Source organism: Streptomyces sp. NPDC049541 (genome assembly GCF_044465725.1).
Classification (GTDB): Bacteria; Actinomycetota; Actinomycetes; order Streptomycetales; family Streptomycetaceae; genus Streptomyces.
The window spans coordinates 80,717-103,518 of the sequence record NZ_JBITLY010000013.1 but is presented as its reverse complement, the minus strand read 5'-3'; the positions used below and the strand labels follow the sequence as shown (position 1 = coordinate 103,518).

Sequence of the window (22,802 nt, the reverse complement as noted above, 5' to 3'; positions counted from 1 at the left end):
TCGGGTCGCGGATGGCCGTCGGACCTTGGGCGAGGCTGCGGTCGGGCGCCGGGGCGCCAGGGCCGTTGGACGTCGGGTGGAGCGGCCGGGTGCCGTGCGCTGCCGGATGGCGGGTGAACGCGCGTGACGTCGGTGCGGGCGCCGGACGGCGACTGAGCCTGCGTGCTTCGGCTCGCGGATGGCCGTCGGACCTTGGGCGAGGCTGGGGATCTCGGGTGGGACCGCCGCCCGGCCCGCGCGGGGGCGCTTCGCGGAGGCATGTCCCCACGTGCGACTGCCCCCCCGGGTCCGGCCGGGAGGGCAGGGGGAGAGGTGGTTCAGCCGTTGCGGGGGCCGGGGAAGGCTGACGGCCTGGCCTCGTCGCGGAGGGACGGGCTGCCGGCGGTCGGCTGGGTCGGCATGGAGCGCGCGGCGGGGACCGTCGGCACCGTGGGGATGCCGGTGTTCACACTGACCGTCCGGGAGCCCGCCGGTTCGGTGGTCCGCTCGGTCTCGGCGGCCGCCTGGGCCGCGGCGCGACGGGCACCGTAACGGCGGTGCACCGCCTGCTTGGTGACGCCCAGCGCGGAACCCACCGCGTCCCACGAGAAGCCGAGGGAGCGGTCGAAATCGACCGCAGCCGTGACCAGGGTCTCGACACTGTCCCGCAGCTCCTGTGCGAGACGAACCGTCGGGGCGGGAGCGCGTCCGTACACGACGAAGCCCGTGGAGGGGCCGGAGCGGCGCGGGCGGTAGACATTCCCCAACTGCGCGGTGAGCGTGCGCAGTGCGTCCACCTGCCGGCGGACCCGCTCGATGTCCCGCACCAGCAAGTGCAGGCTGGCCCGAGCCTGGGCGTCGTGGGTTGCGTGGTCGGCCATGAACAAGCCTCTCGAACCGGCGTTGAAAAGGATCCGGGCCGCGCGATTGCGGCCCGTTGTGGTCAACTCTTTCTTGACCAACGTGTTTTTGCTTCGAGGGTCACGGTCTGGGGGCGTAGGGGCATATGCGTACGCCCCCCGTGGGGCAGGTGTGCGCCTCGGGCGCGGGCGTCGAGCTCCTCCGGGCGTGGTCATAGACTTGTGCGTTGCCGCAACAGCCCCCGTCCGAGAGGCCCCGCCCACCCATGAAGCTCGTCTTCGCCGGTACCCCCGAGGTCGCCGTCCCCGCTCTGGACGCTCTCATCGCCTCCGGTCGGCACGAGGTGGCCGCCGTCGTCACGCGGCCCGACGCCCCGGCCGGGCGGGGGCGCAGGCTGGTCGCCTCGCCCGTGGCGCAGCGGGCGCAGGCGGCCGGCATCGAGGTGCTGAGGCCGCTCAAGCCGCGGGACCCGGAGTTCCTCGAGCGGCTGCGGGAGATCGGGCCCGACTGCTGTCCCGTCGTCGCCTACGGGGCGCTGCTGCCGCGCGTCGCGCTCGACGTCCCCGCGCACGGCTGGGTCAACCTGCACTTCTCGCTGCTGCCCGCCTGGCGGGGCGCGGCGCCGGTGCAGCACGCCATCATGGCGGGCGACGAGATCACCGGCGCGTCCACCTTCCTCATCGAGGAGGGACTCGACTCCGGGCCCGTCTACGGCACCGTCACCGAGGAGATCCGGCCCACCGACACCAGCGGCGACCTGCTCACCCGGCTCGCCTTCGCCGGCGCCGGGCTGCTCGCCGCGACCATGGACGGCATCGAGGACGGCACGCTGAAGGCCGTACCGCAGCCGAACGAGGGCATCACCCTCGCCCCGAAGATCACCGTCGAGGACGCCCGGGTCGACTGGGCCGCCCCGGCGCTGCGCGTCGACCGGGTGGTGCGCGGCTGCACTCCCGCGCCCGGCGCCTGGACCACCTTCCGTGGTGAGCGGCTCAAGCTCATCCAGGTCACGCCCGCGCCGGACCGGACCGACCTGGCACCCGCGCAGCCGGCCGTCGGCAAGAACAGCGTCCACGTCGGCACCGGTTCGTACGCCGTCGAGCTGCTGTGGGTGCAGCCCCAGGGCAAGAAGCCGATGCGGGCGGCGGACTGGGCACGCGGGGTGCGGATCGCGGACGGGGAGAGGCTCGGCGGGTAGCGGGCGGGACGTACCCTTGGTGCGTATCCACATCAGACATCCGGAGCACCTTTTTCGTGAGCGACACCTCCCGTGGGCCCCGTAAGCCCGGCAAGCCCCACCGTCGGCCCAAGAAGGACCCCGTCCGCATCCTCGCCTTCGAGGCGCTGAGGGCCGTGGACGAGCGGGACGCGTACGCCAACCTCGTGCTGCCGCCGCTCTTGCGCAAGGCACGCGAGAAAGGCGACTTCGACGGGCGGGACGCGGCGCTGGCGACCGAGCTGGTGTACGGGACGCTGCGCCGGCAGGGCACGTACGACGCCGTCATCTCCGCCTGTGTGGACCGGCCGTTGCGCGAGGTCGACCCGCCCGTGCTGGATGTGCTGAGTCTCGGTGTGCACCAGCTGCTCGGGACGCGGATCCCGACCCATGCCGCGGTCTCCGCCTCCGTCGAGCTGGCCCGGGTCGTGCTCGGTGACGGGCGGGCCAAGTTCGTCAACGCCGTGCTGCGGAAGGTCGCGCAGGACGACCTGGACACCTGGATCGAGCGCGTCGCACCGCCCTACGACGAGGACCCCGAGGATCACCTGGCCGTCGTGCACTCGCATCCGCGCTGGGTCGTCTCCGCGCTGTGGGACTCGCTCGGCGGCGGCCGGGCCGGCATCGAGCGGCTGCTGGAGGCGGACAACGGGCGGCCCGAGGTGACCCTGGTAGCGCGCCCCGGGCGGGCCACGACCGAGGAGCTGCTCCGGGAGGAGGCCGCCGTTCCGGGGCGCTGGTCGCCGTATGCCGTGCGGCTCTCCGAGGGCGGTGAGCCCGGCGCGATCGAGGCCGTGCGGGAGGGCCGCGCGGGCGTACAGGACGAGGGCAGTCAGCTCGTGGCGCTGGCGTTGGCCCACGCTCCGCTGGACGGGCCGGACGAGAAGTGGCTCGACGGGTGTGCCGGACCCGGCGGCAAGGCGGCGCTGCTCGGTGCCCTGGCCGCCGAGCGGGGAGCGACCCTGCTCGCCTCCGAGAAGCAGCCGCACCGGGCCGGCCTGGTGGCGAAGGCCCTGCGCGGCAACCCCGGGCCGCACCAGGTCATCGCCGCGGACGGCACCCGCCCGCCGTGGCGGCCCGGCTCCTTCGACCGCGTCCTGATGGACGTGCCCTGCACCGGGCTCGGCGCGCTGCGCCGGCGGCCCGAGGCGCGCTGGCGGCGCCGTCCGGAGGACCTGGACGGCTTCGGGCCGCTGCAGCGCGCCCTGCTGCGCACCGCGTTGGAGGCCGTACGGGTCGGCGGTGTCGTCGGCTACGCCACCTGCTCGCCGCACCTCGCCGAGACCAGGGCCGTCGTCGACGACCTGCTCAAGCAGCATCCCGAGGCCGAGCTGATCGACGCGCGGCCCCTGCTGCCGGGCGTACCGGACCTGGGTGACGGCCCCGACGTACAGCTGTGGCCGCATCTGCACGGAACCGACGCCATGTATCTGGCGCTCATCCGCAGGACCGGCTGACTTCAGCGAGATGGCCGCGGTGGAGACGGCGAGGGCCCGGAACGGTCCCCGTCGGCCCGTGGGCTGCCCGGAGCGCCGTCCTCGACGTCATAGGAACGTCTCAGGTCCGGACCGGCGCGAACAAACGTGCCCGGACATGGCAGGCTTGGGTCATGGCCGTGCAGATCAACCCCAGCATCCTGTCCGCCGACTTCGCCCGCCTCGCGGACGAGGCGAAGGCGGTCGAAGGAGCCGACTGGCTCCACGTCGACGTCATGGACAACCATTTCGTCCCGAACCTCACGCTCGGCGTGCCGGTCGTAGAGTCCCTGGCACGTGCGACGGACACCCCGCTGGACTGCCACCTGATGATCGAGGCCCCCGATCGCTGGGCCCCGCAGTACGTCGAAGCGGGGGCCTCCTCCGTCACCTTCCACGTCGAGGCGGCCGCCGCGCCGGTCCGGCTCGCCCGGGAGATCCGGGCCAAGGGTGCCCGCGCCTCCATGGCCCTGAAGCCGGCCACGCCCATCGAGCCGTACGAGGACCTGCTCCCCGAGCTCGACATGCTGCTGATCATGACGGTTGAGCCGGGGTTCGGCGGGCAGGCGTTCCTCGACATCATGCTTCCCAAGATCCGCCGCACCCGCGAGCTGATCAGCAAGCACGGCCTCGAACTGTGGCTCCAGGTGGACGGCGGGGTCTCCGCCTCCACCATCGAGCGCTGCGCCGAGGCCGGCGCGGACGTCTTCGTCGCGGGTTCGGCGGTGTACGGAGCGGAGGACCCGGCGCAGGCGGTACGTGCACTGCGCACCCAGGCGGAGACGGTGACCGCCAAGGCGAGCTGGGCGTGCGACCACTGAGCCAAGACAACGTGAACGGCGCCCATCAGGGCGGATCAAGTGCGCCGAATCTGCAAGGATGAACGGCGAATCCAGAGTGTGAACAGCAGTGAGGAGATCGCCGTGTCGGGTATGTCGGCGGGCCGGTCAGCAGTGCGGATGGGACCCGCTGAGCTGGTGCAGGCGGCGGCCATGGCCCGCCGCTTCTACCTCGAGGGCAAGTCCAAGATCCAGATCGCGGAGGAGTTCGGCGTCAGCCGCTTCAAGGTGGCCCGGGTCCTGGAGACCGCTCTCGAACGGGATCTCGTACGCATCGAGATCCGCGTCCCGGCCGAGCTGGACGCCGAGCGCTCGGACGCGCTGCGCGCCCGCTACGGCCTCAGGCACGCCGTCGTGGTGGAGTCCCCGGCCGAGGCCGAGGAGACGCCCGACCCGGAGAACCTCGGTGAGGTGGCCGCCGACCTGCTCGGCGAGCTCGTCAACGAGGGCGATGTGCTGGGCCTTGCCTGGGGCCGCTCCACCATCCACATGGCCGCGGCCCTGGACCGGCTGCCGCCGTGCACGGTGGTGCAGCTGACGGGTGTGTACGACGCCGGGACCGCCGAGCGCGGCTCCGTGGAGGCCGTGCGCCGCGCCGCCCAGGTCTCCGGCGGCGACGCCCACCCGATCTACGCGCCGATGCTGCTGCCGGACGCGGCGACCGCGGCCGCGCTGCGCAACCAGACCGGGATCGCCCGGGCCTTCGAGTACTTCGACAAGGTCACGGTCGCCTGTGTCTCCATCGGCTCCTGGGAGCCCGGCATCTCGACGGTGCACGACATGCTCAGCGACGAGGAGCGCGCGCACTACGCCTCGCTCGGTGTCGCCGCCGAGATGTCCGCGCACCTCTTCGACGGCCAGGGCCGCCGGGTCGGCCGGGACCTCGGCGAGCGGTGCATCACCGTCAAGGCCGACCAGCTCCGCCGTATCCCCGAGGTCGTCGCGATCGCGGGCGGGGCGCGCAAGGCGTCCGCCATCGACGCGGTGCTGCGCTCCGGGCTCGTCACCAGCCTGGTGACGGACACATCGGCAGCGGACGTCCTGATGACGGCGGGCCCGACGCCGAAGCCGGCCCTCAACAGGGCCGATCCGGACGGAATCTGACAGGTGGTCAGGGAAAGGGCCAAGACCCGTTCGGAGCGGCGCTGAGATGGCGGAACTCGTGGTCACGCTGGACCTCGACGGGGTCACGGACAAGGCGGGCCTGATGGACCGCTGCGTGGACGCCCTCCAACTGCCCGGTTGGTTCGGCCGCAACTGGGACGCGCTCGCGGACAGCCTCAGCGACACCTCCGTCTGGCCCGGGGAAGCGGGGGACGGGCTGCTCGTGGTCGTACGGAACTGGCAGTCGTACGCGAAGGTGCGCCCCCAGGAGTGGGAGGTCGCGCGCGAGGTGTTCTCCGCGGCCATGGACCGGTTGCCGGCGCTCACCGTGGCACTCGCCCTTGGAGGAACCTCCTAAGGGCCCTGTGACCTGCCTGGATGATCTGTCCGTGTCTCGCGTTCCGGTTGACATGGGACAATGAAGTACGTGCTCTTCCCCCTGGCTGACCTGTCCGGGGGCCACCTCTGATCGACTGGGATGTGCAGCACGTGCGTTTCCTCAACGACATCCAGCCCGCGTACGACCTGACGTACGACGACGTCTTCATGGTCCCGAGCCGCAGTGCGGTCGGCTCGCGGCAGGGTGTGGACCTCAGCTCCCCGGACGGCACGGGCACCACGATCCCGCTGGTCGTCGCCAACATGACCGCCATCGCCGGCCGCCGCATGGCCGAGACGGTGGCCCGGCGCGGTGGCCTCGTCGTCATCCCCCAGGACATTCCGATCGAGGTCGTCACCGAGGTCGTCTCCTGGGTGAAGAGCCGCCACCTCGTCCTGGACACCCCGATCGTGCTGGCCCCGCACCAGACCGTCGCCGACGCGCTGGCGCTGCTGCCCAAACGTGCGCACAACGCCGGAGTGGTCGTGGACGAGGAAGGCCGGCCGGTCGGCGTCGTCACCGACCAGGACCTGACCGGCGTGGACCGCTTCACGCAGCTCGAGGTCGTCATGTCCCGGGATCTGCTGCTCCTGGACGCGGACATCGACCCGCGTGAGGCGTTCAACCGGCTCGACCACGCCAACCGCCGCTACGCGCCCGCCGTCGACAAGGACGGCAGGCTCGCCGGCATCCTCACCCGCAAGGGCGCCCTGCGCGCCACGCTGTACACGCCCGCCACCGACGCGCAGGGCAGGCTGCGCATCGCCGCCGCCGTCGGCATCAACGGCGATGTCGCGGGCAAGGCCAAGCAGCTGCTGGACGCGGGCGTGGACACGCTCGTCATCGACACGGCGCACGGCCACCAGGAGTCGATGATCAGCGCCATCAAGGTCGTGCGCGCCCTCGACCCGCAGGTCCCGATCGTCGCCGGCAACATCGTCGCCGCCGAGGGCGTGCGCGACCTGATCGAGGCGGGCGCGGACATCGTCAAGGTCGGCGTCGGCCCCGGCGCGATGTGCACCACCCGCATGATGACCGGCGTCGGCCGCCCGCAGTTCTCCGCGGTCCTGGAGTGCGCGGCCGAGGCGAGGAAGTACGGCAAGCACGTGTGGGCCGACGGCGGTGTCCGGCACCCGCGTGACGTGGCCATGGCCCTGGCGGCCGGCGCGTCGAACGTGATGATCGGCTCGTGGTTCGCGGGCACCTACGAGTCCCCGGGCGACCTGCAGCAGGACGCGAACGGCCGCCTCTACAAGGAGTCGTTCGGCATGGCCTCCGCGCGTGCGGTCCGCAACCGCACCTCGGAGGAGTCGGCGTACGACCGTGCCCGCAAGGCCCTGTTCGAGGAGGGCATCTCCACCTCGCGGATGTTCCTCGACCCGGCCCGTCCCGGCGTGGAGGACCTGGTCGACTCGATCATCGCGGGCGTCCGCTCCTCCTGCACCTACGCCGGTGCGAACTCCCTGGAGGAGTTCGCCGAGAAGGCCGTCGTCGGCATCCAGAGCGCGGCCGGCTACGCGGAGGGCAAGCCGCTGCACGCCAGCTGGAGCTGACCAAGTCCCATGCCGACGGCCCCCCTTGAAAATCGGGGGCCGTCGGCATGTCCGGGCTCTACCGTCGGGTGCATGGAGATCACCGTCTGCCGGGCCGCCGATGTGGCGCTGCTCGACCAGTACATCCCTTCGCCCGGCGCCACCTCGTTCCACGCCCGCCGCTTCACACGGCAGGAGGCGGGGGAGACCACATACCTCGTCGCCTGGCTGGACGGGCGGCCCGTCGGGCACGCGGAGATGCGCTGGACCGGAAACGACGACCCCGAGGTGCTGGCCGCGAGTACCGGCTGTCCGGAGATCGGCGCGCTGGGTGTCTGGCCCGAGGAACTCCGCTCGCGCGGGATCGGCTCCGCCCTGATCGGCGCGGCGGAGGAACTCGCCCGGGAGCGAGGTCTGTTGGTCGTCGGGGTGGGCGTGGCAGAGGACAACCGGCGCGCGGCCGCCCTCTACACGCGCCTCGGCTACCGGCCTCTGCTCGGCTACATCGCCCGCTGGTCGTACGAGGGTCGCGACGGCGTGATCCACGAGTATGCCGAACCCTGCCTCTTCCTGACCAAGAAGCTGTAGCGGCCCGCTCATGCGCAACGAATGGGCACGCACTCCCGATGAACGCAACGAACTTGCACCAACGCGCAAGGTTGCTGCATTTCGCCTGCGAAGGCATGCCCCGTAGGGTCATGCCCTGTACGTGGCGTGGCAGGGACCCCGCTCGGTGGGTCCCTGCTCGCGCGGGGATGCCGCCGGTCCCCGCCGCCCTGACCGCAGTGACGAAGGAGTCAGCGCGTGCTCGATCAAGGCGCACCCCCGCAGGACCGCTCCACGAACGCTCCACCGTCCCTGGGCGTCGGCGCGCGCCTCATGCGTCGCAAGCCCGTGGAACGCCTGGTCGCAGAGGGCGGCCAGGGAGAGGGAGGGGCCCTGCGCCGCTCCCTCGGGCTCTGGCAGCTCACCATGATCAGTATTGGTGCCACCCTCGGCACCGGTATCTTCGTGGTCCTCGGCCAGGCCGTGCCCAAGGCCGGTCCCGCCGTCACCCTGTCCTTCGTGATCGCCGGTCTGACCGCGCTCTTCTCGGCTCTCTCGTACGCCGAGCTGGCGGGCAGCATCCCGGTCGCCGGGTCCTCGTACTCGTATGCATACGCAACGATGGGTGAGCTGATCGCCTGGATCTGCGGCTGGTGTCTGGTCCTGGAGTACGGCGTCTCGGTCGCTGCCGTGGCCGTCGGCTGGGGCGAGTACCTCAACGAACTGCTCGACGGGACCATAGGGGTCACCATCCCGGACGCGCTGTCCGCCCCGCCCGGCGACGGCGGCATCTTCAACCTGCCCGCGCTGATCGTGGTCCTGCTGGCCATGGCGTTCCTGCTGGGCGGCGCGCGGGAGTCCGCCCGCGCCAACACGATCATGGTCTGTGTGAAGATCGCCGCGCTGGTGCTGTTCTGCGCCATCGGCGTCCAGGGGTTCAGGTCCGGGAACTACGAGCACTTCATGCCGCTCGGCATGGCGGGCGTGAGCGCCGCCGGTGCCACGCTCTTCTTCTCCTACATCGGCTTCGACGCCGCCTCCACCGCGGGTGAAGAGGCCAAGAACGCCCAGCGCGACCTGCCGCGGGCCATCATGCTGTCGCTCGTGATCGTCACCGCGCTCTACGTGCTCGTCGCCGCCGTCGCCGTCGGCGCCAGGCCCTGGCGCCGGTTCAACGACTCGGAGGCCGCACTCGCCGCGATCATGCGCGAGGTCACCGGCCAGTCCTTCTGGGGCACCCTGCTCGCCGCCTGCGCCGTCATCGCCATCGCGAGCGTCGTGCTGACCGTGCTCTACGGCCAGACCCGCATCCTCTTCGCGATGTCCCGGGACGGGCTGGTCCCCAAGGTGTTCGGCAAGGTCCACCCGAAGACCGGCGCGCCCCGCGCGGGCACGGTCATCGTCTCCCTGTTCTGCGGGGTCCTCGCCGCCGCCATCCCGCTCGGCCAGCTCGCCGACGCCACCAGCATCGGCACGCTCTTCGCCTTCGCCCTGGTCAACGTCGCCGTCGTGGTGCTGCGCCGGACCCGGCCCGACATGTCCCGCACCTTCCGGGTGCCGCTCTCCCCGGTCCTGCCCGCCGTGGGCTTCGCCTTCTGCGTCTGGATGATGGGCAGCCTGTCCGCCGTCACCTGGGTGGTCTTCGGGGTCTGGATGGCGGTCGGGCTCGTGTTCTACTTCGGGTACGGCTATCGCCGCTCCCGCCTTGCCACGCGAGAAGAACTCGCGACTCCAGAAGTACTCGCGACTCCAGAGAAGTGAACCACCAGCAGTGCTGAACGATCTCGACGAACGCATCGTGCACGCCCTCGCCGAGGACGCCCGCCGCTCCTACGCGGACATCGGGCAGCTCGTCGGCCTGTCCGCGCCCGCCGTGAAGCGGCGCGTGGACCGGCTGCGCGCCACCGGCGCCATCACCGGCTTCACCGTACGGGTGGACCCGGGGGCGCTCGGCTGGGAGACCGAGGGGTTCGTCGAGATCTACTGCCGGCACAACACCTCGCCGGAGGTCATCCGGCGAGGTCTGGAGCGCTACCAGGAGGTCGTGGCCGCCTCCACGGTCACCGGGGACGCGGACGCGATCGTGCAGGTCTTCGCCTCCGACATGCGCCACTTCGAGCGGGTCCTGGAGCGCATCGCCGGGGAGCCGTTCGTCGAGCGCACCAAGTCCGTGCTGGTGCTGTCGCCGCTGCTGCGCCGCTTCTCGTCGGGGTCACCGACGTAATCACCGGACGGGATCGCCACACGCGCCTACCATCGGTGCCATGACCTGGCGACATTGATCCACCAGCCGTGCCTCCCGAGGACCGCCTCGGACGCCGTACCTCCGGCATCCGATCCGTCCCTGCGGGAAGGCCTCATGACACTCTCACCTGCGCGCGTGCCCGTCACCGCCGGCGTCCGCCGGCTCACGGCCACGCTGTACGGCTACGCGTTCCTCGACGACTTCGTCCTGCTCTACCCGGTGTACGCGCTGCTGTTCAGCGACACCGGTCTGTCCGTCTGGCAGATCTCCTCCCTCTTCGCCCTCTGGTCGCTCACGGGCGTCGTTCTGGAGTTGCCCTCCGGCGCCTGGGCCGACGCCGTCTCCCGGCGGCTGCTGCTCTGGCTCGGCCCGCTGCTCACGGCGGCCGGCTTCACCCTGTGGGTGCTCACCCCGTCGTACTGGGCCTTCGCCCTGGGTTTCGTGCTGTGGGGCGCGCGCGGAGCACTCGGCTCCGGCGCGCTGGAGGCCCTGGTGTACGAGGAACTGGAACGGCGCGGTGAAGCCGATCAGTACGCCAGGATCATGGGCCGGGCACGGGCCGCCGGACATGTCGCGATCATGGCGGCCATGGCGCTCGCCGGACCCGTGTTCGCCTGGGGCGGCTACCCCGCCGTGGGAGCGGCGAGCGTGCTGGCCTGTCTGGCGGGCGCCGCGACGGCGACCCGCTTCCCGGAGGACCGGGCGGTGCCGAAGGGCGACGCGGAGGACTGGGCCACGACCCTGCGGGAGGGGCTCGCCGCGGTCCGCCGCGACCGGTCGCTGCGCGGAGCGCTCCTGCTCGTCCCGGCGGTGGGGGCCGGGTGGGAGGCGCTCGACGAGTACACGCCGCTGCTGGTGCGGGACACCGGCGTGGCGGAGACGGCGGTCCCGTATCTGCTGCTGCTGATCTGGGCGGGAGCGACCGCCGGTGGCCTGCTGGCCGGGCCCTGGGAACGCATGGGCACGGCGGGACTGGCGGCGGCCCTCGCGGTGGCCGCCCTCGCCATGGCCGTGGGCGCCGTTGCCCGCACCCCAGGCGCTCTGGTCCTGCTGGCCCTCGCCTTCGGCGGCTTCCAGCTGGCGACCGTACTGGCCGACGTCCGCCTCCAGCAGCGCATCGACGACTCCCGCAGGGCCACCCTGACCTCGGTCGCGGGCCTGGGCAGCGACCTGGCCACGGTCGCGGCGTACGGCGGCTACGCGGCGATCGAGACGAGAGCCGCGCACAGCACCGCGTTCGCCCTGTTCGCCGTGCCTTATCTGGTGACGGCGATGCTGCTGGTGCTCAAGTGGCCATTGCGGTCCCGGCGGAGCTTCCCGTAGGTTGTGCGGGGTCGTTACCGACGGGTAGCACTGGCGAGTAACTCCGGGGGAGGGAGCATGCGCCGGCTCATCGGCCGTCCCAGCACGGTACGGGCCCGGATCCTCGCGCTCGCGTTCGCTCCCGTGCTGGCGCTGCTGGTGCTGTGGAGCTTCGCCATGGTCTCCGTCACCGGCGAGCTGCGCGCGCTCGCCCGGGTGCAGGGGGTCTACGAGGAGTTCGGCACCCCCGTCGACACGGCGATCGGGCAGATCCAGATCGAACGGCGGCTGTCCGCCGCGTACCTGGGCACGGACAGCCGTACGCCACCCGTCGCCGGCCTCCTGGAACAGCAGCGCCGTACTGACCGATCCGTGGACGCCATGCGCGACGCGATCCGGTCCGGGGACCGCGACGAGCTCTCCGACCGGCAGCGGCAGGCGCTGGACGCCATGGTCACGACCGCCGGCCGGCTGGAGGGGCTGCGGGAGCGGGTGCTGTCCCGGGACATCTCCTGGGACCGGGCGGTGAGCGCGTACAGCGCGCTGGTGGAACCCGGCTTCGACGTCGAGTCGACGCTCACCGCCCTGCAGGCCGGGCAGCTCGCGCGGGAGGCGCAGGTCGTCGTCGAGCTGGTCCGGGTGCGGGAGTTCGTCTCGCGGGAGGACGCCCTGGTCGCCGGAGCGCGGGCCGCCGGGACCCTGACCGACGGGCAGTACGACACGCTCACGGCGACCGTCGAGGACCGCCGGGTCTTCGAGCGGACGTATGTGCCGGACCTGCCGGGCGACTCGCGGGCGCTGTTCGAGGCGTTCCAGCGCGGACAGCTGCACCGACAGCTGGTGGCGAGCGAGGACGCGCTGCTGCGGGCCGGAGCGGCGGGCGCGGGTGACGCCGTCGGCGCCGACTCCTGGCGCTCCACCACCGACCGGGCGGTCAAGCAGTACATGCGGCTGTGCACCCGTTCCGCCGTGAACTCCGCCGGGCGCGGGCGGCAGTTCGCCTACCGGGAGCTGACGAGGGCCGCCGCGGTCGGCGTCGTCGGGCTGGCCGCCGTAGGGCTGTCGCTGTGGTTCGCGGTGCGGGGCGCGCGGCGGATCTCGCGGCGCCTCGAGACGCTGCGGGATGCCGCCGATCTGCTGGCCACCAGCCAACTGCCCGACGTCATGGCCAGGTTGAGTGCAGGCGAGGACGTGGACGCGATCAGCGAGGCGCCGCCGCTCGCGGACGGGGAGGCGGGCGCCGACGAGATCGGCGACGTGGGGCGGTCCTTCAACGCCGCGCGTCTCGCCGCCGTCGAGGCGGCCGTGCAGCAGGCGAACCTGCGCCGTGGGCTCTCCGCGGTGCTGCTCAACATCGCCCGCCGCAACCAGTCGCTCGTGCACCGGCAGCTGAAGCTGGTCGACACCCTGGAGCGGCGCACGGACGACCCGGACGTGCTGGAACAGCTCTTCCGCATCGACCACCTCACCACCCGGATGCGGCGCCACGCCGAGAACCTGATCGTCCTCTCCGGCTCCGCGCCCGGCCGCCGATGGCGGCGCCCGGTGCCCGTCGCCGACGTCGTCGCCTCCGCGGTCGGTGAGATCGAGGCGTACGCCCGGGTCGAGGTGCCGCCGATGCCGGCGGTGGGCGTCGCGGCGGACGCCGTCGCCGATGTCGTCCATCTGATCGCCGAGCTCGTCGAGAACGCCACGGTGTTCTCGCCGCCGGACACCCGCGTGACCATGCGCACCGCCCGGGCCGACGGCGGCTTCGTCCTGCAGATCGACGACCGGGGGCTGGGGTTCGACGCCGGGCAGCTGGCGGAGGCGGAGCGGACGATCAGGAATCCAGGCGGCTTCGATCCGACCCGGCACGACCGGCTCGGGCTGTATGTCGTGGGGCGCCTCGCCGCGCGGCACGGTATCGAGGTGGCGTTCGGCCCGTCGCCGTACGGCGGGACGACGGCGGTGGTGACCCTGCCGGAGGCGGTGCTGGCGGAAGAGGATGTGGCGGCGCGGGCGTCCGTGCCGTGAGCGACGAGCACTGGTACGAGGACGAGACGGGGGCGATGGTTCGGCCGTACACCGTCACGCGGGGGCGGACCCGGCCATCCGAACGACACCCCATCGATCTGATGTCGCAGGTCACCGCCGTGCACGGCGAGCTGCGGCCGGGTGTCGACCATGTCGGTGCCGCCCTGCTCGCGCTCGTGCGCCACGGGCCCCGGCCCGTCGTCGAGCTTGCCGCGGACGCGGATCTGCCGCTGACGGTGGTGCGGGTGCTGTTGGGTGATCTGGCCGAGGCCGGGCTGGTGCGGGTCGATGCGCCGCGGCGCGTGCATGCGGGCGGGCCCGCGGGTGATCCCGCATTGCTGCGGGAGATCATTGAGCGGTTGCGTGGGCTTTAGCGGGGGGCGGGATCGTTGGCTGTCTGCGGGTGCGTCGTGGCTTGTCGCGCAGTTCCCCGCGCCCCTGGGGAAGCTGCAGGACCCGGCGGCTGCAGGGGCGCTCCGGGGCCGGCGACTGACGGGGCGCAACGAATCGCCGTCTGGACGGTGGTGTACGCAACGAACTGCTTACCGGCGCGCAATGGGTTCTTCTTGCTGGGCCCAGCCCCGCGACCGTACCGTCTAAATGGTCCCCGAACCCTCCGTAACGTTGAGGAACACGCATGCGTACCGCCCTGCTCCAGAGTTCCGGTCGTCCCGGGTCCGTCGGTGAGAACCTCAAGGTTCTCGACGCGGCTGCCGGGCGGGCCGCTGCCGCGGGTGCCCTGCTGCTGGCCGCGCCGGAGATGTTCCTGACCGGGTACGCGATCGGCGACGACATCGGCCGGCTCGCCGAGCCCGCCGACGGTGAGTCCGCGGACGCGATCGCCGACATCGCCGGGCGGCACGGGCTCGCGATCGCGTACGGGTACCCGGAGCGGGACGGCGAGACCGTCTTCAACTCGGCGCAGATGATCTCCGCCGAGGGGATCCGCCTCGCGAACTACCGCAAGACCCACCTCTTCGGCTGCTTCGAGCGCGACCACTTCACGCCGGGCGAGCAGCCGGTCGTCCAGGCCGAGCTCGGCGGGCTCACCGTCGGCCTCATGATCTGCTACGACGTCGAGTTCCCGGAGAACGTCCGCGCCCACGCCCTGGCCGGCACCGACCTGCTCGTGGTGCCGACGGCCCAGATGCACCCGTTCCAGTTCGTCGCCGAGTCGATGATCCCGGTCCGGGCCTGGGAGAACCAGCTGTACCTCGCGTACGTCAACCGGGTCGGTCAGGAAGGCGAGTTCGACTTCGTCGGGCTCTCCGCGCTGGCCGGTCCCGACGGCGTCGCCCGCGCCCGCGCCGGGCGCGGCGAGGAGCTGGTCTTCGCGGACGCCGACCCCGCCTTCCTCGCCGCCTCCCGCGAGGCGAACCCGTATCTGAACGACCGCCGGCCCGGCCTCTACGGGTCCCTCGTCTGAACCCCTCACCCCGTACTCGTACTTTCCGTGCAAGGAGTCCGTACCCCATGACGTCCACCGTGCCCAACGCCGTCGAGCACGCAGACGAGCAGCAGTTGCCGCCGATCACCATGTTCGGCCCGGACTTCCCGTACGCGTACGACGACTTCCTCGCCCACCCCGCGGGCCTCGGCCAGATACCGGCGACCGAGCACGGCGCCGAGGTCGCGGTGATCGGCGGCGGACTGTCCGGCATCGTGGCCGCCTACGAGCTGATGAAGATGGGCCTCAAGCCGGTCGTGTACGAGGCCGACCGGATCGGCGGGCGCCTGCGGACCGTGGGGTTCGAGGGCTGCGACCCGTCCCTCACCGCCGAGATGGGCGCGATGCGCTTCCCGCCGTCCTCGACGGCCCTGCAGCACTACATCGACCTGGTGGGACTCGAGACCCGGCCCTTCCCCAACCCCCTTGCGGAGGCCACCCCTTCGACCGTCGTCGACCTCAAGGGTGAGTCGCACTACGCCGAGACGGTCGAGGACCTGCCGCAGGTCTACCGCGATGTCGCCGAGGCCTGGAACAGGTGCCTCGAAGAGGGCGCCGACTTCTCCGACATGAACCGCGCCCTGCGCGAGCGTGACGTGCCGCGCATCCGCGAGATCTGGGGGAAGCTGGTCGAGAAGCTGGACAACCAGACCTTCTACGGCTTCCTCTGCGACTCCGAGGCCTTCAAGTCCTTCCGCCACCGCGAGATCTTCGGCCAGGTCGGCTTCGGGACGGGCGGCTGGGACACCGACTTCCCCAACTCCATCCTGGAGATCCTGCGGGTCGTCTACACCGAGGCCGACGACCACCACCGCGGCATCGTCGGCGGCAGCCAGCAGCTCCCGCTGCGGCTCTGGGAGCGTGAGCCCGAGAAGATCGTCCACTGGCCGTACGGGACGTCCCTGAAGGCCCTGCACATGGACGGCGAGCCCCGCCCGGCCGTGACCCGGCTGCACCGCACGGCGGGCAACCGGATCACCGTGACCGACGCGAACGGCGACATCCGCACCTACCAGGCGGCGATCTTCACCGCCCAGTCCTGGATGCTGCTGTCGAAGATCGCCTGCGACGACTCGCTCTTCCCGATCGACCACTGGACGGCGATCGAGCGCACCCACTACATGGAGAGCTCGAAGCTCTTCGTCCCGGTCGACCGGCCCTTCTGGCTCGACAAGGACGAGGAGACCGGCCGGGACGTCATGTCGATGACGCTCACCGACCGCATGACCCGCGGCACCTACCTGCTGGACGACGGCCCGGACAAGCCCGCCGTCATCTGCCTCTCCTACACCTGGTGCGACGACAGCCTGAAGTGGCTGCCGCTGTCCGCGAACGAGCGGATGGAGGTCATGCTGAAGTCGCTCGGCGAGATCTACCCGAAGGTCGACATCAGGAAGCACATCATCGGCAGCCCGGTGACCGTCTCCTGGGAGAACGAGCCCTACTTCATGGGCGCGTTCAAGGCCAACCTGCCCGGCCACTACCGCTACCAGCGGCGACTGTTCACGCACTTCATGCAGGACCGGCTGCCCGAGGACAAGCGGGGCATCTTCCTCGCGGGCGACGACATCTCCTGGACGGCCGGCTGGGCCGAGGGCGCGATCCAGACCGCGCTGAACGCGGTCTGGGGCGTCATGCACCACTTCGGCGGCAGGACCGACGCGACCAACCCGGGGCCGGGCGACGTGTACGACGAGATCGCGCCGGTCGAGCTGCCGGAGGACTAGAGACCGGCGGCGCGCACGGACTCGTGGAGCTCGGCGGCCACGTCCTTCAGCTCCTGGGCGTCCCGCGCGCCGCCCTGGAGCTCGAAGAAGAACTCGTCGAGGCCGCTTTCGGCATGGGCGGCGAGATCCTCGACGAGCTGGGCGACGCTGCCCTGGAACGGGGAGCGGTCGGCCCCGTCGTACGTCTTGGGCGTGTACCGGGCGTTCACCCGTACCACTGTCTCGATCGGCTCGGTGCGGCCGCGCTCGGCCGCCAGGTCCTGCAACTGACGCCACTGCGCGGCCAGTTGCTCGGCACCCATGGCGATCGGCATCCAGCCGTCGGCGCGGTCGACGAGCCGGGTCATCGCCTTCCTGCTGTTGGTGGGCAGCAGGATCGGGACGGGACGGGCGGGCTTGGGGCCGACCACGGCCGAGGCGATCTTGGTGATCCGGCCCTCGTACGTCACCGGGTCCGGGCCCCACACCGCCCGGCAGACGTCGATGATCTCGTCCAGGACCCGGCCCCGCTCCTCGAAGGGCGCCACGCCCGCGGCCGCGTACTCGTCGAGCGACCAGCCCGTGCCGAGGCCCGCCAGCACCCGGCCGCCGCTCGCCGCGTCCAGCGTGGCGAGCGACTTGGCCAGCTGGAAGGGGTTGTGCAGCGGGGCCACCAGGACGCTTGTGCCGAGCCGGGCCCGCTCCGTCGCCGCGGCCGCCAGGGTCAGCGTCACCAGGGGGTCCGGCACGCCCCGGTACAGGTCGGGCCAGGGCAGGCCCTCGACGCCGTACAGACCCTGGGTCGCGGGTTCGGGGAAGAGGGCACGCTCATAGACCCACAGGCTCTGATAGCCGATCTGTTCGGCGGTGCGTGCCACGTCGGGCACATCGCGTCCGATGTCGTACTGCCGCGCCTGTGGAAGGCTCAGTCCCAGCCGAATGGCCATGCGTCCGCTCCTTTGCGTCGGTTCAACACTCAACCTAACTCGGGAGCGGCGTGAGCAGCATGCGTCCCGCGAAGCCCACCGCCGCGTCGAGGCGCTCGGTGAACTCGCCGGCCACCTCGGGCAGTCCGCGCAGCGCCCACAGCGCCCGTGCCGCGGTCCAGGTGGCGTCCCGGGCGCGCTCCAGGCTCCAGGCACCGAGCAGATGGGTGAGCGGGTCGGCGATCTGGAGGAGGTCGGGGCCCGGCATCAGCTCTTCGCGGATGCGCTCCTCCAGCGAGACGAGGAGGTCGCCCACGCGGTCGAACTCGTCCTCCAGCTCGGCCGGTTCGCAGTCCAACGTACGGCAGCTGTCCACGACGGCGAGCGCCAGGTCGTGCCCGATGTGCGCATTGATGCCCGCAAGCGCGAACTGCAGCGGTCGTACTCCGGGATGGCGGCGCAGCTGGAACAGGGGCCGCCAGCAGGCCGGCGGGTGCCGCTCGGCGGTGACCGCGTCGACGGCGGCGAGATAGCGCTCGGCGAACCGTACGTCCAGCGTCGTCGCCGCCCGCGCGTCCGCGAACCGGTGGGCGTCGATGCTCCGGTCGACGGCCTCGGTGACGGCGAGGTAGACGCGGTTGAAGACCGCGACACCGTCCCGTTCGGGCAGGGTCGCGTCGAGGGCGCGCATGCGGGAGACGACTGCGTCTACAGAAGTGGTGAACTGTTCCAATTGCGCCATGGGGGAAGGGTCCCAGTCCTAGGCTGACGGGGGTGTCGGCGGGCCCGGCGCTTCCCCAGAACGGGGGAACGGAGTGGGGGGAGCAGCACGGTGTCAGGCTTACGCGCGCAGCGGCTTGCCGCACGCAGGGCCGAGCGCAGGCGGGCCAAGCGGCGCGGCGCCATGGCCGTGGCGGCCTGGGTCGTGGTCGCCGTCGGCTCCGTGACCGGCATGATGTCGGCGCTCGATGGCGGACGCGGCGCCGAGCAGGCGAAGCCCGAGGTGGCCAGTTCGCCGCCGCTCGAGCAGCTGCCCGTGGTGCCCTCCGCGTCGGCCACGGCCACCAAGTCCGCGTCTCCGAAGTCGAGTTCCGCCACGAAGGCCCGCCCGTCGCCCACCAGGACGGAGCCCAAGCGGCAGCCCGCCGCGGTGTCCGCCCTCCTCTACCGGCAGCCCGACTCGCACGTGCTCGACTGGGTCCGCGCCCACCCGCACGACCCACGCACCCCGGTCATCGAGTCCCGGATAGCCGACCAGCCGGCCGCCGTGTGGTTCGCCGACTACTCGCCGGCGACCATCGCCTCCCGGGTCCGCGCGGTCACCTCGGACGCCGCGGCGCACGGCCGGGTGCCCGTCGTCGTGCCGTACGCGATACCCGGCCGCGACTGCGGGGGCGCCTCCAGGGGCGGGGCGCCCGACCTCGCCGCGTACGACGCCTGGATCGACAGCTTCGCGGCGGGGCTCGGCTCCGGCGAGGTCGTCGTCGTCCTGGAGCCCGACTCCATAGCCCAGTCCGGCTGCCTCTCCGACCGGGCCCGCGCCGACCGCTTCGCCTCGCTGGCCCGCGCGGGCCGCGTCCTGAAGGGCGCCGACCCGAAGGCGCGGGTCTACTACGACGCCGGGCACTCCGGCTGGAACCCGGCCGCGCAGCAGGCGGCGCTGCTGAAGGAGGCGGGCGCCGCCTCGGCCGCCTCCTCCGACGGGATCTTCAGCAACGTCTCCAACTTCCAGACGACGCCCGACGAGATCGCCTACGACCTCCAGGTCCTCGCCGCCCTCGGCGGCGCCGCGGGTCTGGGCGCCGTCATCGACACCAGCCGCAACGGCAACGGCGCCCCCGCCGATGGCCAGTGGTGCGACCCGGCGGGGCGCAGGCTCGGCCGGGCGCCCACGCTCAGCACCGGCGAGGCGCGCATCGACGCCTATCTGTGGGTGAAGCTGCCGGGCGAGTCGGACGGCTGCAAGGGAGCCCCGGGCGCGTTCAGCCCGTCGTACGCCTACGACTTGGCCTCGTCGTAGGAGGACATGCCCTCGCACGCCGAGAGCCACGGTGGGGTTTCTCTTTCCCTGTGCATGAAGACGGTCCGGACCATTGTCACGGCCACCTGGCGCCTCTACGCTCGCACGGTCCTGCTCATGAACTGCGTTCACATTCCTGACCCTTCGTTCGATGGATCGGAGTGCTCGATGAGTGGAAGATCCCGTGCCGCCGTCCTGTTGGCCGCGGCGGTGACCCTCGCATCCGTCCTCGTCCCCTCCGCGCACGCGGCACCCAGGGCCCCCGACACGGCCGTGCTCGACGGCGCCCGGCTGCAACGGACCAAGCTCCGTCTGGACCAAGGAGATCCACAACTCAGGCTCGGGCTGAAGGAGTTGACCGCCCGCGCCGACAACTGGCTGATCCAGGGCCCCTGGACGGTCGTCGACAAGCCCAGACCGGCACCCGGCGGCGATGTCCACGACTATCTGAGCCAGGCCCCCTACTGGTGGCCCACCCAGGAACCGACGGCCGACAACCCGTGGGGCTGCCCGTATGTCCAGCGGGACGGACAGCGCAACCCCGAGGTCGACTCCGGCACCGACCGCCAGGACGTCGAGAAGGTCTTCGACTCGACCTACGACCTGTCCCTGGCCTGGTACTACACCGGCAAGCGCGCCTACGCCGAAAAGGCCGCCCAGGTCCTGCGCACCTGGTTCCTCGCCCCGGCCACACGCATGAACCCCGACCTCGACCACGCCCAGTTCATCCCCTGCAGGTACGACGGCCGGGCCATCGGCATCATCGACTTCTCGCAGTCGTACACCAGCGTCGTCGACGCCCTCGCGATCCTCGGCACGGGCGCCCCGGGCTGGACGAGGGCAGACCGGACGGGGATGGCGCAGTGGAACGCCGACTTCCTCGACTGGCTGAAGAACAGCACGTTCGGCAAGGAGGAGGGTGCGGCGGCCAACAACCACGGCACCTTCTACGACATGCAGCTCGCCGCCCTCGCCTACGCGACCGGCGACCGGGCGCTGGCCCGGCGAACCGTCTCCGACGCGCGCACCAAACGCATCGACCCGCAGATCGCCGCCGACGGCAGCCAGCCGCAGGAGCTCGCCCGGACGCGCAGCTGGCACTACTCGACCTTCGACCTGGTCGCCCACACCCGGCTCGCGGCGATCGGCCGGCACGTCGGTGTGGACCTGTGGGCCTATCAAGGCCCGGGCGGGCAGGGCCTGTTCAAGGCCGTCGACTACCTCCTGCCCACAGCGACCGGCTCCACCGCATGGCCCCACCCGGAGCTGGAGTTCCACCGCTACGCGGCGAGCGACGTCGTGCACGCGGCGGCGGACGCGGGCGACAAGGCGGCGCGGCAGGCCGTCCCCAAGCTGGAGACACCACCTGGCGGCGACCTCTGGGCGCTCCGCCCCGCGGCCGAGCAGCTGGATTCGATAGCGGGCTGACCAGGGCCTTTCCGGCGGCCCTCCCGGCCGGGGCTCCTGAGCGTCCGCTTAGGATGGGGCGTCCCCACCGCTTCGTCCCCTGCTCAGGAGCCCCACCCGTGACCGCCGAAGCCACGATCGCCCCCGCCCTGTCCCACGGCCGGCTGATCCCCGTCACCGTCCACTTCGACGACCTGGACGCCCTCGGCCTGCTTCACAACGCCCGCTACCCGCTGATGGTCGAACGGGCCTGGGCCGAGCTGTTCCAGGAGTACGGCTTCAGCTTCGAGGGCGACTGGGCCGCTGCGGGGGACGCCTGCAACGCGGTCAAGGAACTCCGGATCAGCTACGAGGCCCCGGTCACCCGGCCCGGCACCTACGCCGTCCACCTCTGGCTGGAACGGCTCGGCACCACCGGACTGACCTACGGCTTCCGGTTCTGCTCCACTGACGGCTCGGTGACCTACGCGCACGGCATCCGGGTGCTGGTCCGGCTGGACCCGGAGACGATGCGCCCCGCACCATGGAGCGAGCGGTTCAGGGCCGCGGGCCGGGAACTGCTGCGCTCGGACGGCTGACCTCCGGGCGGCTGCGGTCGCCGGTGCGCAGAACGCCCGCGAAGGCCGCAAGACCGCAGGCCAGGGCCGTCACCAGCACGAACGACACCACCAGGCTCGTCGCCTGCGCGACCCCGCCGATCAGGCCGGGTGCGATCAGGCCCGAGGTGTACGTGATGGTCGCGACGCCCGCGATGGCCTGACTCGGGTTCGGGCCGCTGCGACCGGCTGCCGCGAAGCACAGCGGCACGACGACCGCGATGCCGAGGCCGAGCAGCGCGAAACCTCCCATCGCCACGGCCGGATGGCCCGCGACGACGATGAGCAGCCCGCCCAGGACCGCCAGTGCGCCGCCCGCCCGCACGGTGCGGACCGCGCCGAAGCGGTCGACCACCACGTCGCCCACGAGCCGGGCCACCGCCATGGTCAGCATGAAACCGGTCGTGCACGCGGCCGCCAGGCCCGCCGACGTGTCGAGCTGGTCGCGCAGATAGACCGCCGACCAGTCGAGACTGGCGCCCTCGGCGAACACCGCGCAGAAGCCGACGGTGCCGATCAGCAGCGCGGACTTCGGCGGCAGCGCGAACCGCGGCGGCGGCTCCTCGTCCTCGGCGGCCTGCACATCGAGCACCCAGCGGCAGGCCAGCACGCCGAGCAGGGTGAGGGTGGCCGCGGCCAGCGCGAAGTGCACACGTGCGTCCGACCCGAGGTGCGCGGCGAGTGTGCCCGCCGCCGAGCCGATCAGGGCCCCCGCGCTCCACATGCCGTGCAAGCTCGACATGATCGACCTGTCGAGCAGCCGCTCCACCTCGACACCGAGCGCGTTCATCGCAACGTCGGCCATACCCGCGCTCGCCCCGTAGGTGAACATCGCCAGACACAGCGTGAGCATGTTCGGCGCGAGCGACGGCAGGACGAGCGCCAGCGTCCACAGCGCGATCAGGCCGCGCAGCGCCGTACGGCTGCCGAAGCGGTGACTGATCCGCCCGGCCAGCGGCATGGAGCAGGACGCGCCGAAGGCCGTGAAGGCGAGGGCGAAGCCGAGCTGTCCCGCACTCAGCGAGGCATGGTCCTGGACCCATGGCACGCGCGTCGCGAACGAGCCGGTGACGGCCCCGTGCACGGCGAACACGGCGGCCACGGCGTGCCGGCTCCGCCTCACCTCGCGCAGGTCGTAGACCACGTCGCCCATTCTCGGCCCCACCCCTCTCCCGCACGGTTCTCATCGGCGTCGTAAACTATCAG

21 protein-coding genes are annotated in these 22,802 nt (G+C 71.9%); 17 read left to right on the top strand and 4 right to left on the bottom strand.

Annotated features, from left to right (window positions below):
• Positions 1-317: 317 nt before the first annotated feature.
• On the bottom strand, positions 318-860 hold the full coding sequence (locus tag ACIBW9_RS36200) for a hypothetical protein (RefSeq protein ID WP_398961316.1): 543 nt from the start codon (positions 858-860) through the stop codon (positions 318-320).
• 245 nt (positions 861-1,105) lie between these two features.
• On the opposite strand from ACIBW9_RS36200, the gene fmt reads away from it, so the two are divergent.
• The 14 genes from fmt (at position 1,106) to ACIBW9_RS36130 (ending at position 16,668) form a co-directional block, all read left to right on the top strand.
• On the top strand, positions 1,106-2,038 hold the full coding sequence (gene fmt / locus ACIBW9_RS36195; RefSeq protein WP_398961314.1) for a methionyl-tRNA formyltransferase: 933 nt from the start codon (positions 1,106-1,108) through the stop codon (positions 2,036-2,038).
• Positions 2,039-2,094: 56 nt separating this feature from the next.
• Positions 2,095-3,513 (top strand): RsmB/NOP family class I SAM-dependent RNA methyltransferase, encoded by a 1,419-nt coding sequence (locus tag ACIBW9_RS36190; protein ID WP_398961312.1) that lies wholly within the window; start codon positions 2,095-2,097, stop codon positions 3,511-3,513.
• 152 nt (positions 3,514-3,665) lie between these two features.
• Entirely contained in the window at positions 3,666-4,352 is a 687-nt protein-coding gene (gene rpe / locus ACIBW9_RS36185) for a ribulose-phosphate 3-epimerase (protein WP_398961310.1), read from the top strand.
• 78 nt (positions 4,353-4,430) lie between these two features.
• Positions 4,431-5,474 carry a sugar-binding domain-containing protein gene (locus ACIBW9_RS36180; RefSeq protein WP_115909369.1) on the top strand — a complete coding sequence of 348 codons (1,044 nt, stop codon included), beginning with the start codon at positions 4,431-4,433 and terminating at the stop codon, positions 5,472-5,474.
• A gap of 46 nt (positions 5,475-5,520) precedes the next feature.
• Positions 5,521-5,832, top strand: a complete 312-nt coding sequence (locus ACIBW9_RS36175) for a barstar family protein (protein ID WP_398961308.1) — start codon at positions 5,521-5,523, stop codon at positions 5,830-5,832.
• A 131-nt stretch (positions 5,833-5,963) separates the two neighbouring features.
• Positions 5,964-7,406 (top strand): GuaB1 family IMP dehydrogenase-related protein, encoded by a 1,443-nt coding sequence (locus tag ACIBW9_RS36170; protein ID WP_398961424.1) that lies wholly within the window; start codon positions 5,964-5,966, stop codon positions 7,404-7,406.
• A gap of 72 nt (positions 7,407-7,478) precedes the next feature.
• Positions 7,479-7,973, top strand: a complete 495-nt coding sequence (locus ACIBW9_RS36165; RefSeq protein WP_398961306.1) for a GNAT family N-acetyltransferase — start codon at positions 7,479-7,481, stop codon at positions 7,971-7,973.
• A 216-nt stretch (positions 7,974-8,189) separates the two neighbouring features.
• Positions 8,190-9,692: an amino acid permease gene (locus ACIBW9_RS36160; RefSeq protein WP_398961305.1), complete on the top strand. Its 1,503-nt coding sequence runs from the start codon at positions 8,190-8,192 to the stop codon at positions 9,690-9,692.
• Between the two features lie 10 nt (positions 9,693-9,702).
• On the top strand, positions 9,703-10,155 hold the full coding sequence (locus tag ACIBW9_RS36155; RefSeq protein ID WP_030946804.1) for an Lrp/AsnC family transcriptional regulator: 453 nt from the start codon (positions 9,703-9,705) through the stop codon (positions 10,153-10,155).
• A 135-nt stretch (positions 10,156-10,290) separates the two neighbouring features.
• Positions 10,291-11,499 carry an MFS transporter gene (locus ACIBW9_RS36150; RefSeq protein ID WP_398961304.1) on the top strand — a complete coding sequence of 403 codons (1,209 nt, stop codon included), beginning with the start codon at positions 10,291-10,293 and terminating at the stop codon, positions 11,497-11,499.
• 57 nt (positions 11,500-11,556) lie between these two features.
• Positions 11,557-13,494 carry a nitrate- and nitrite sensing domain-containing protein gene (locus ACIBW9_RS36145; protein ID WP_398961302.1) on the top strand — a complete coding sequence of 646 codons (1,938 nt, stop codon included), beginning with the start codon at positions 11,557-11,559 and terminating at the stop codon, positions 13,492-13,494.
• Positions 13,491-13,868 carry a DUF742 domain-containing protein gene (locus tag ACIBW9_RS36140; RefSeq protein ID WP_398961300.1) on the top strand — a complete coding sequence of 126 codons (378 nt, stop codon included), beginning with the start codon at positions 13,491-13,493 and terminating at the stop codon, positions 13,866-13,868. Before ACIBW9_RS36145 ends, ACIBW9_RS36140 begins: the two co-directional genes overlap by 4 nt.
• A 263-nt stretch (positions 13,869-14,131) precedes the next feature.
• Positions 14,132-14,920, top strand: a complete 789-nt coding sequence (locus tag ACIBW9_RS36135; RefSeq protein ID WP_398961298.1) for a carbon-nitrogen hydrolase family protein — start codon at positions 14,132-14,134, stop codon at positions 14,918-14,920.
• A 47-nt stretch (positions 14,921-14,967) separates the two neighbouring features.
• A complete protein-coding gene (locus ACIBW9_RS36130; RefSeq protein WP_398961296.1) occupies positions 14,968-16,668 on the top strand; it encodes a flavin monoamine oxidase family protein in 1,701 nt (566 codons plus the stop codon).
• Here ACIBW9_RS36130 and ACIBW9_RS36125 read toward each other — a convergent pair.
• Both ACIBW9_RS36125 and ACIBW9_RS36120 read right to left on the bottom strand, forming a co-directional pair.
• Positions 16,665-17,594, bottom strand: a complete 930-nt coding sequence (locus ACIBW9_RS36125) for an LLM class F420-dependent oxidoreductase (RefSeq protein ID WP_398961294.1) — start codon at positions 17,592-17,594, stop codon at positions 16,665-16,667. The genes ACIBW9_RS36130 and ACIBW9_RS36125 overlap by 4 nt on opposite strands.
• 34 nt (positions 17,595-17,628) lie before the next feature.
• Positions 17,629-18,315: a DUF5995 family protein gene (locus ACIBW9_RS36120; RefSeq protein ID WP_398961292.1), complete on the bottom strand. Its 687-nt coding sequence runs from the start codon at positions 18,313-18,315 to the stop codon at positions 17,629-17,631.
• 162 nt (positions 18,316-18,477) lie between these two features.
• Here ACIBW9_RS36120 and ACIBW9_RS36115 point away from each other — a divergent pair, with 162 nt between their 5' ends.
• The 3 genes from ACIBW9_RS36115 (at position 18,478) to ACIBW9_RS36105 (ending at position 21,578) form a co-directional block, all read left to right on the top strand.
• On the top strand, positions 18,478-19,593 hold the full coding sequence (locus ACIBW9_RS36115; protein ID WP_398961422.1) for a glycoside hydrolase family 6 protein: 1,116 nt from the start codon (positions 18,478-18,480) through the stop codon (positions 19,591-19,593).
• Between the two features lie 168 nt (positions 19,594-19,761).
• Positions 19,762-21,021 carry an alginate lyase family protein gene (locus tag ACIBW9_RS36110; protein WP_398961290.1) on the top strand — a complete coding sequence of 420 codons (1,260 nt, stop codon included), beginning with the start codon at positions 19,762-19,764 and terminating at the stop codon, positions 21,019-21,021.
• A 98-nt stretch (positions 21,022-21,119) separates the two neighbouring features.
• Entirely contained in the window at positions 21,120-21,578 is a 459-nt protein-coding gene (locus ACIBW9_RS36105) for an acyl-CoA thioesterase (protein ID WP_398961289.1), read from the top strand.
• On the opposite strand, the gene ACIBW9_RS36100 is transcribed toward ACIBW9_RS36105, so the two are convergent.
• Positions 21,538-22,749: an MFS transporter gene (locus ACIBW9_RS36100; RefSeq protein WP_398961288.1), complete on the bottom strand. Its 1,212-nt coding sequence runs from the start codon at positions 22,747-22,749 to the stop codon at positions 21,538-21,540. The genes ACIBW9_RS36105 and ACIBW9_RS36100 overlap by 41 nt on opposite strands.
• Between the last annotated feature and the right edge of the window lie 53 nt (positions 22,750-22,802).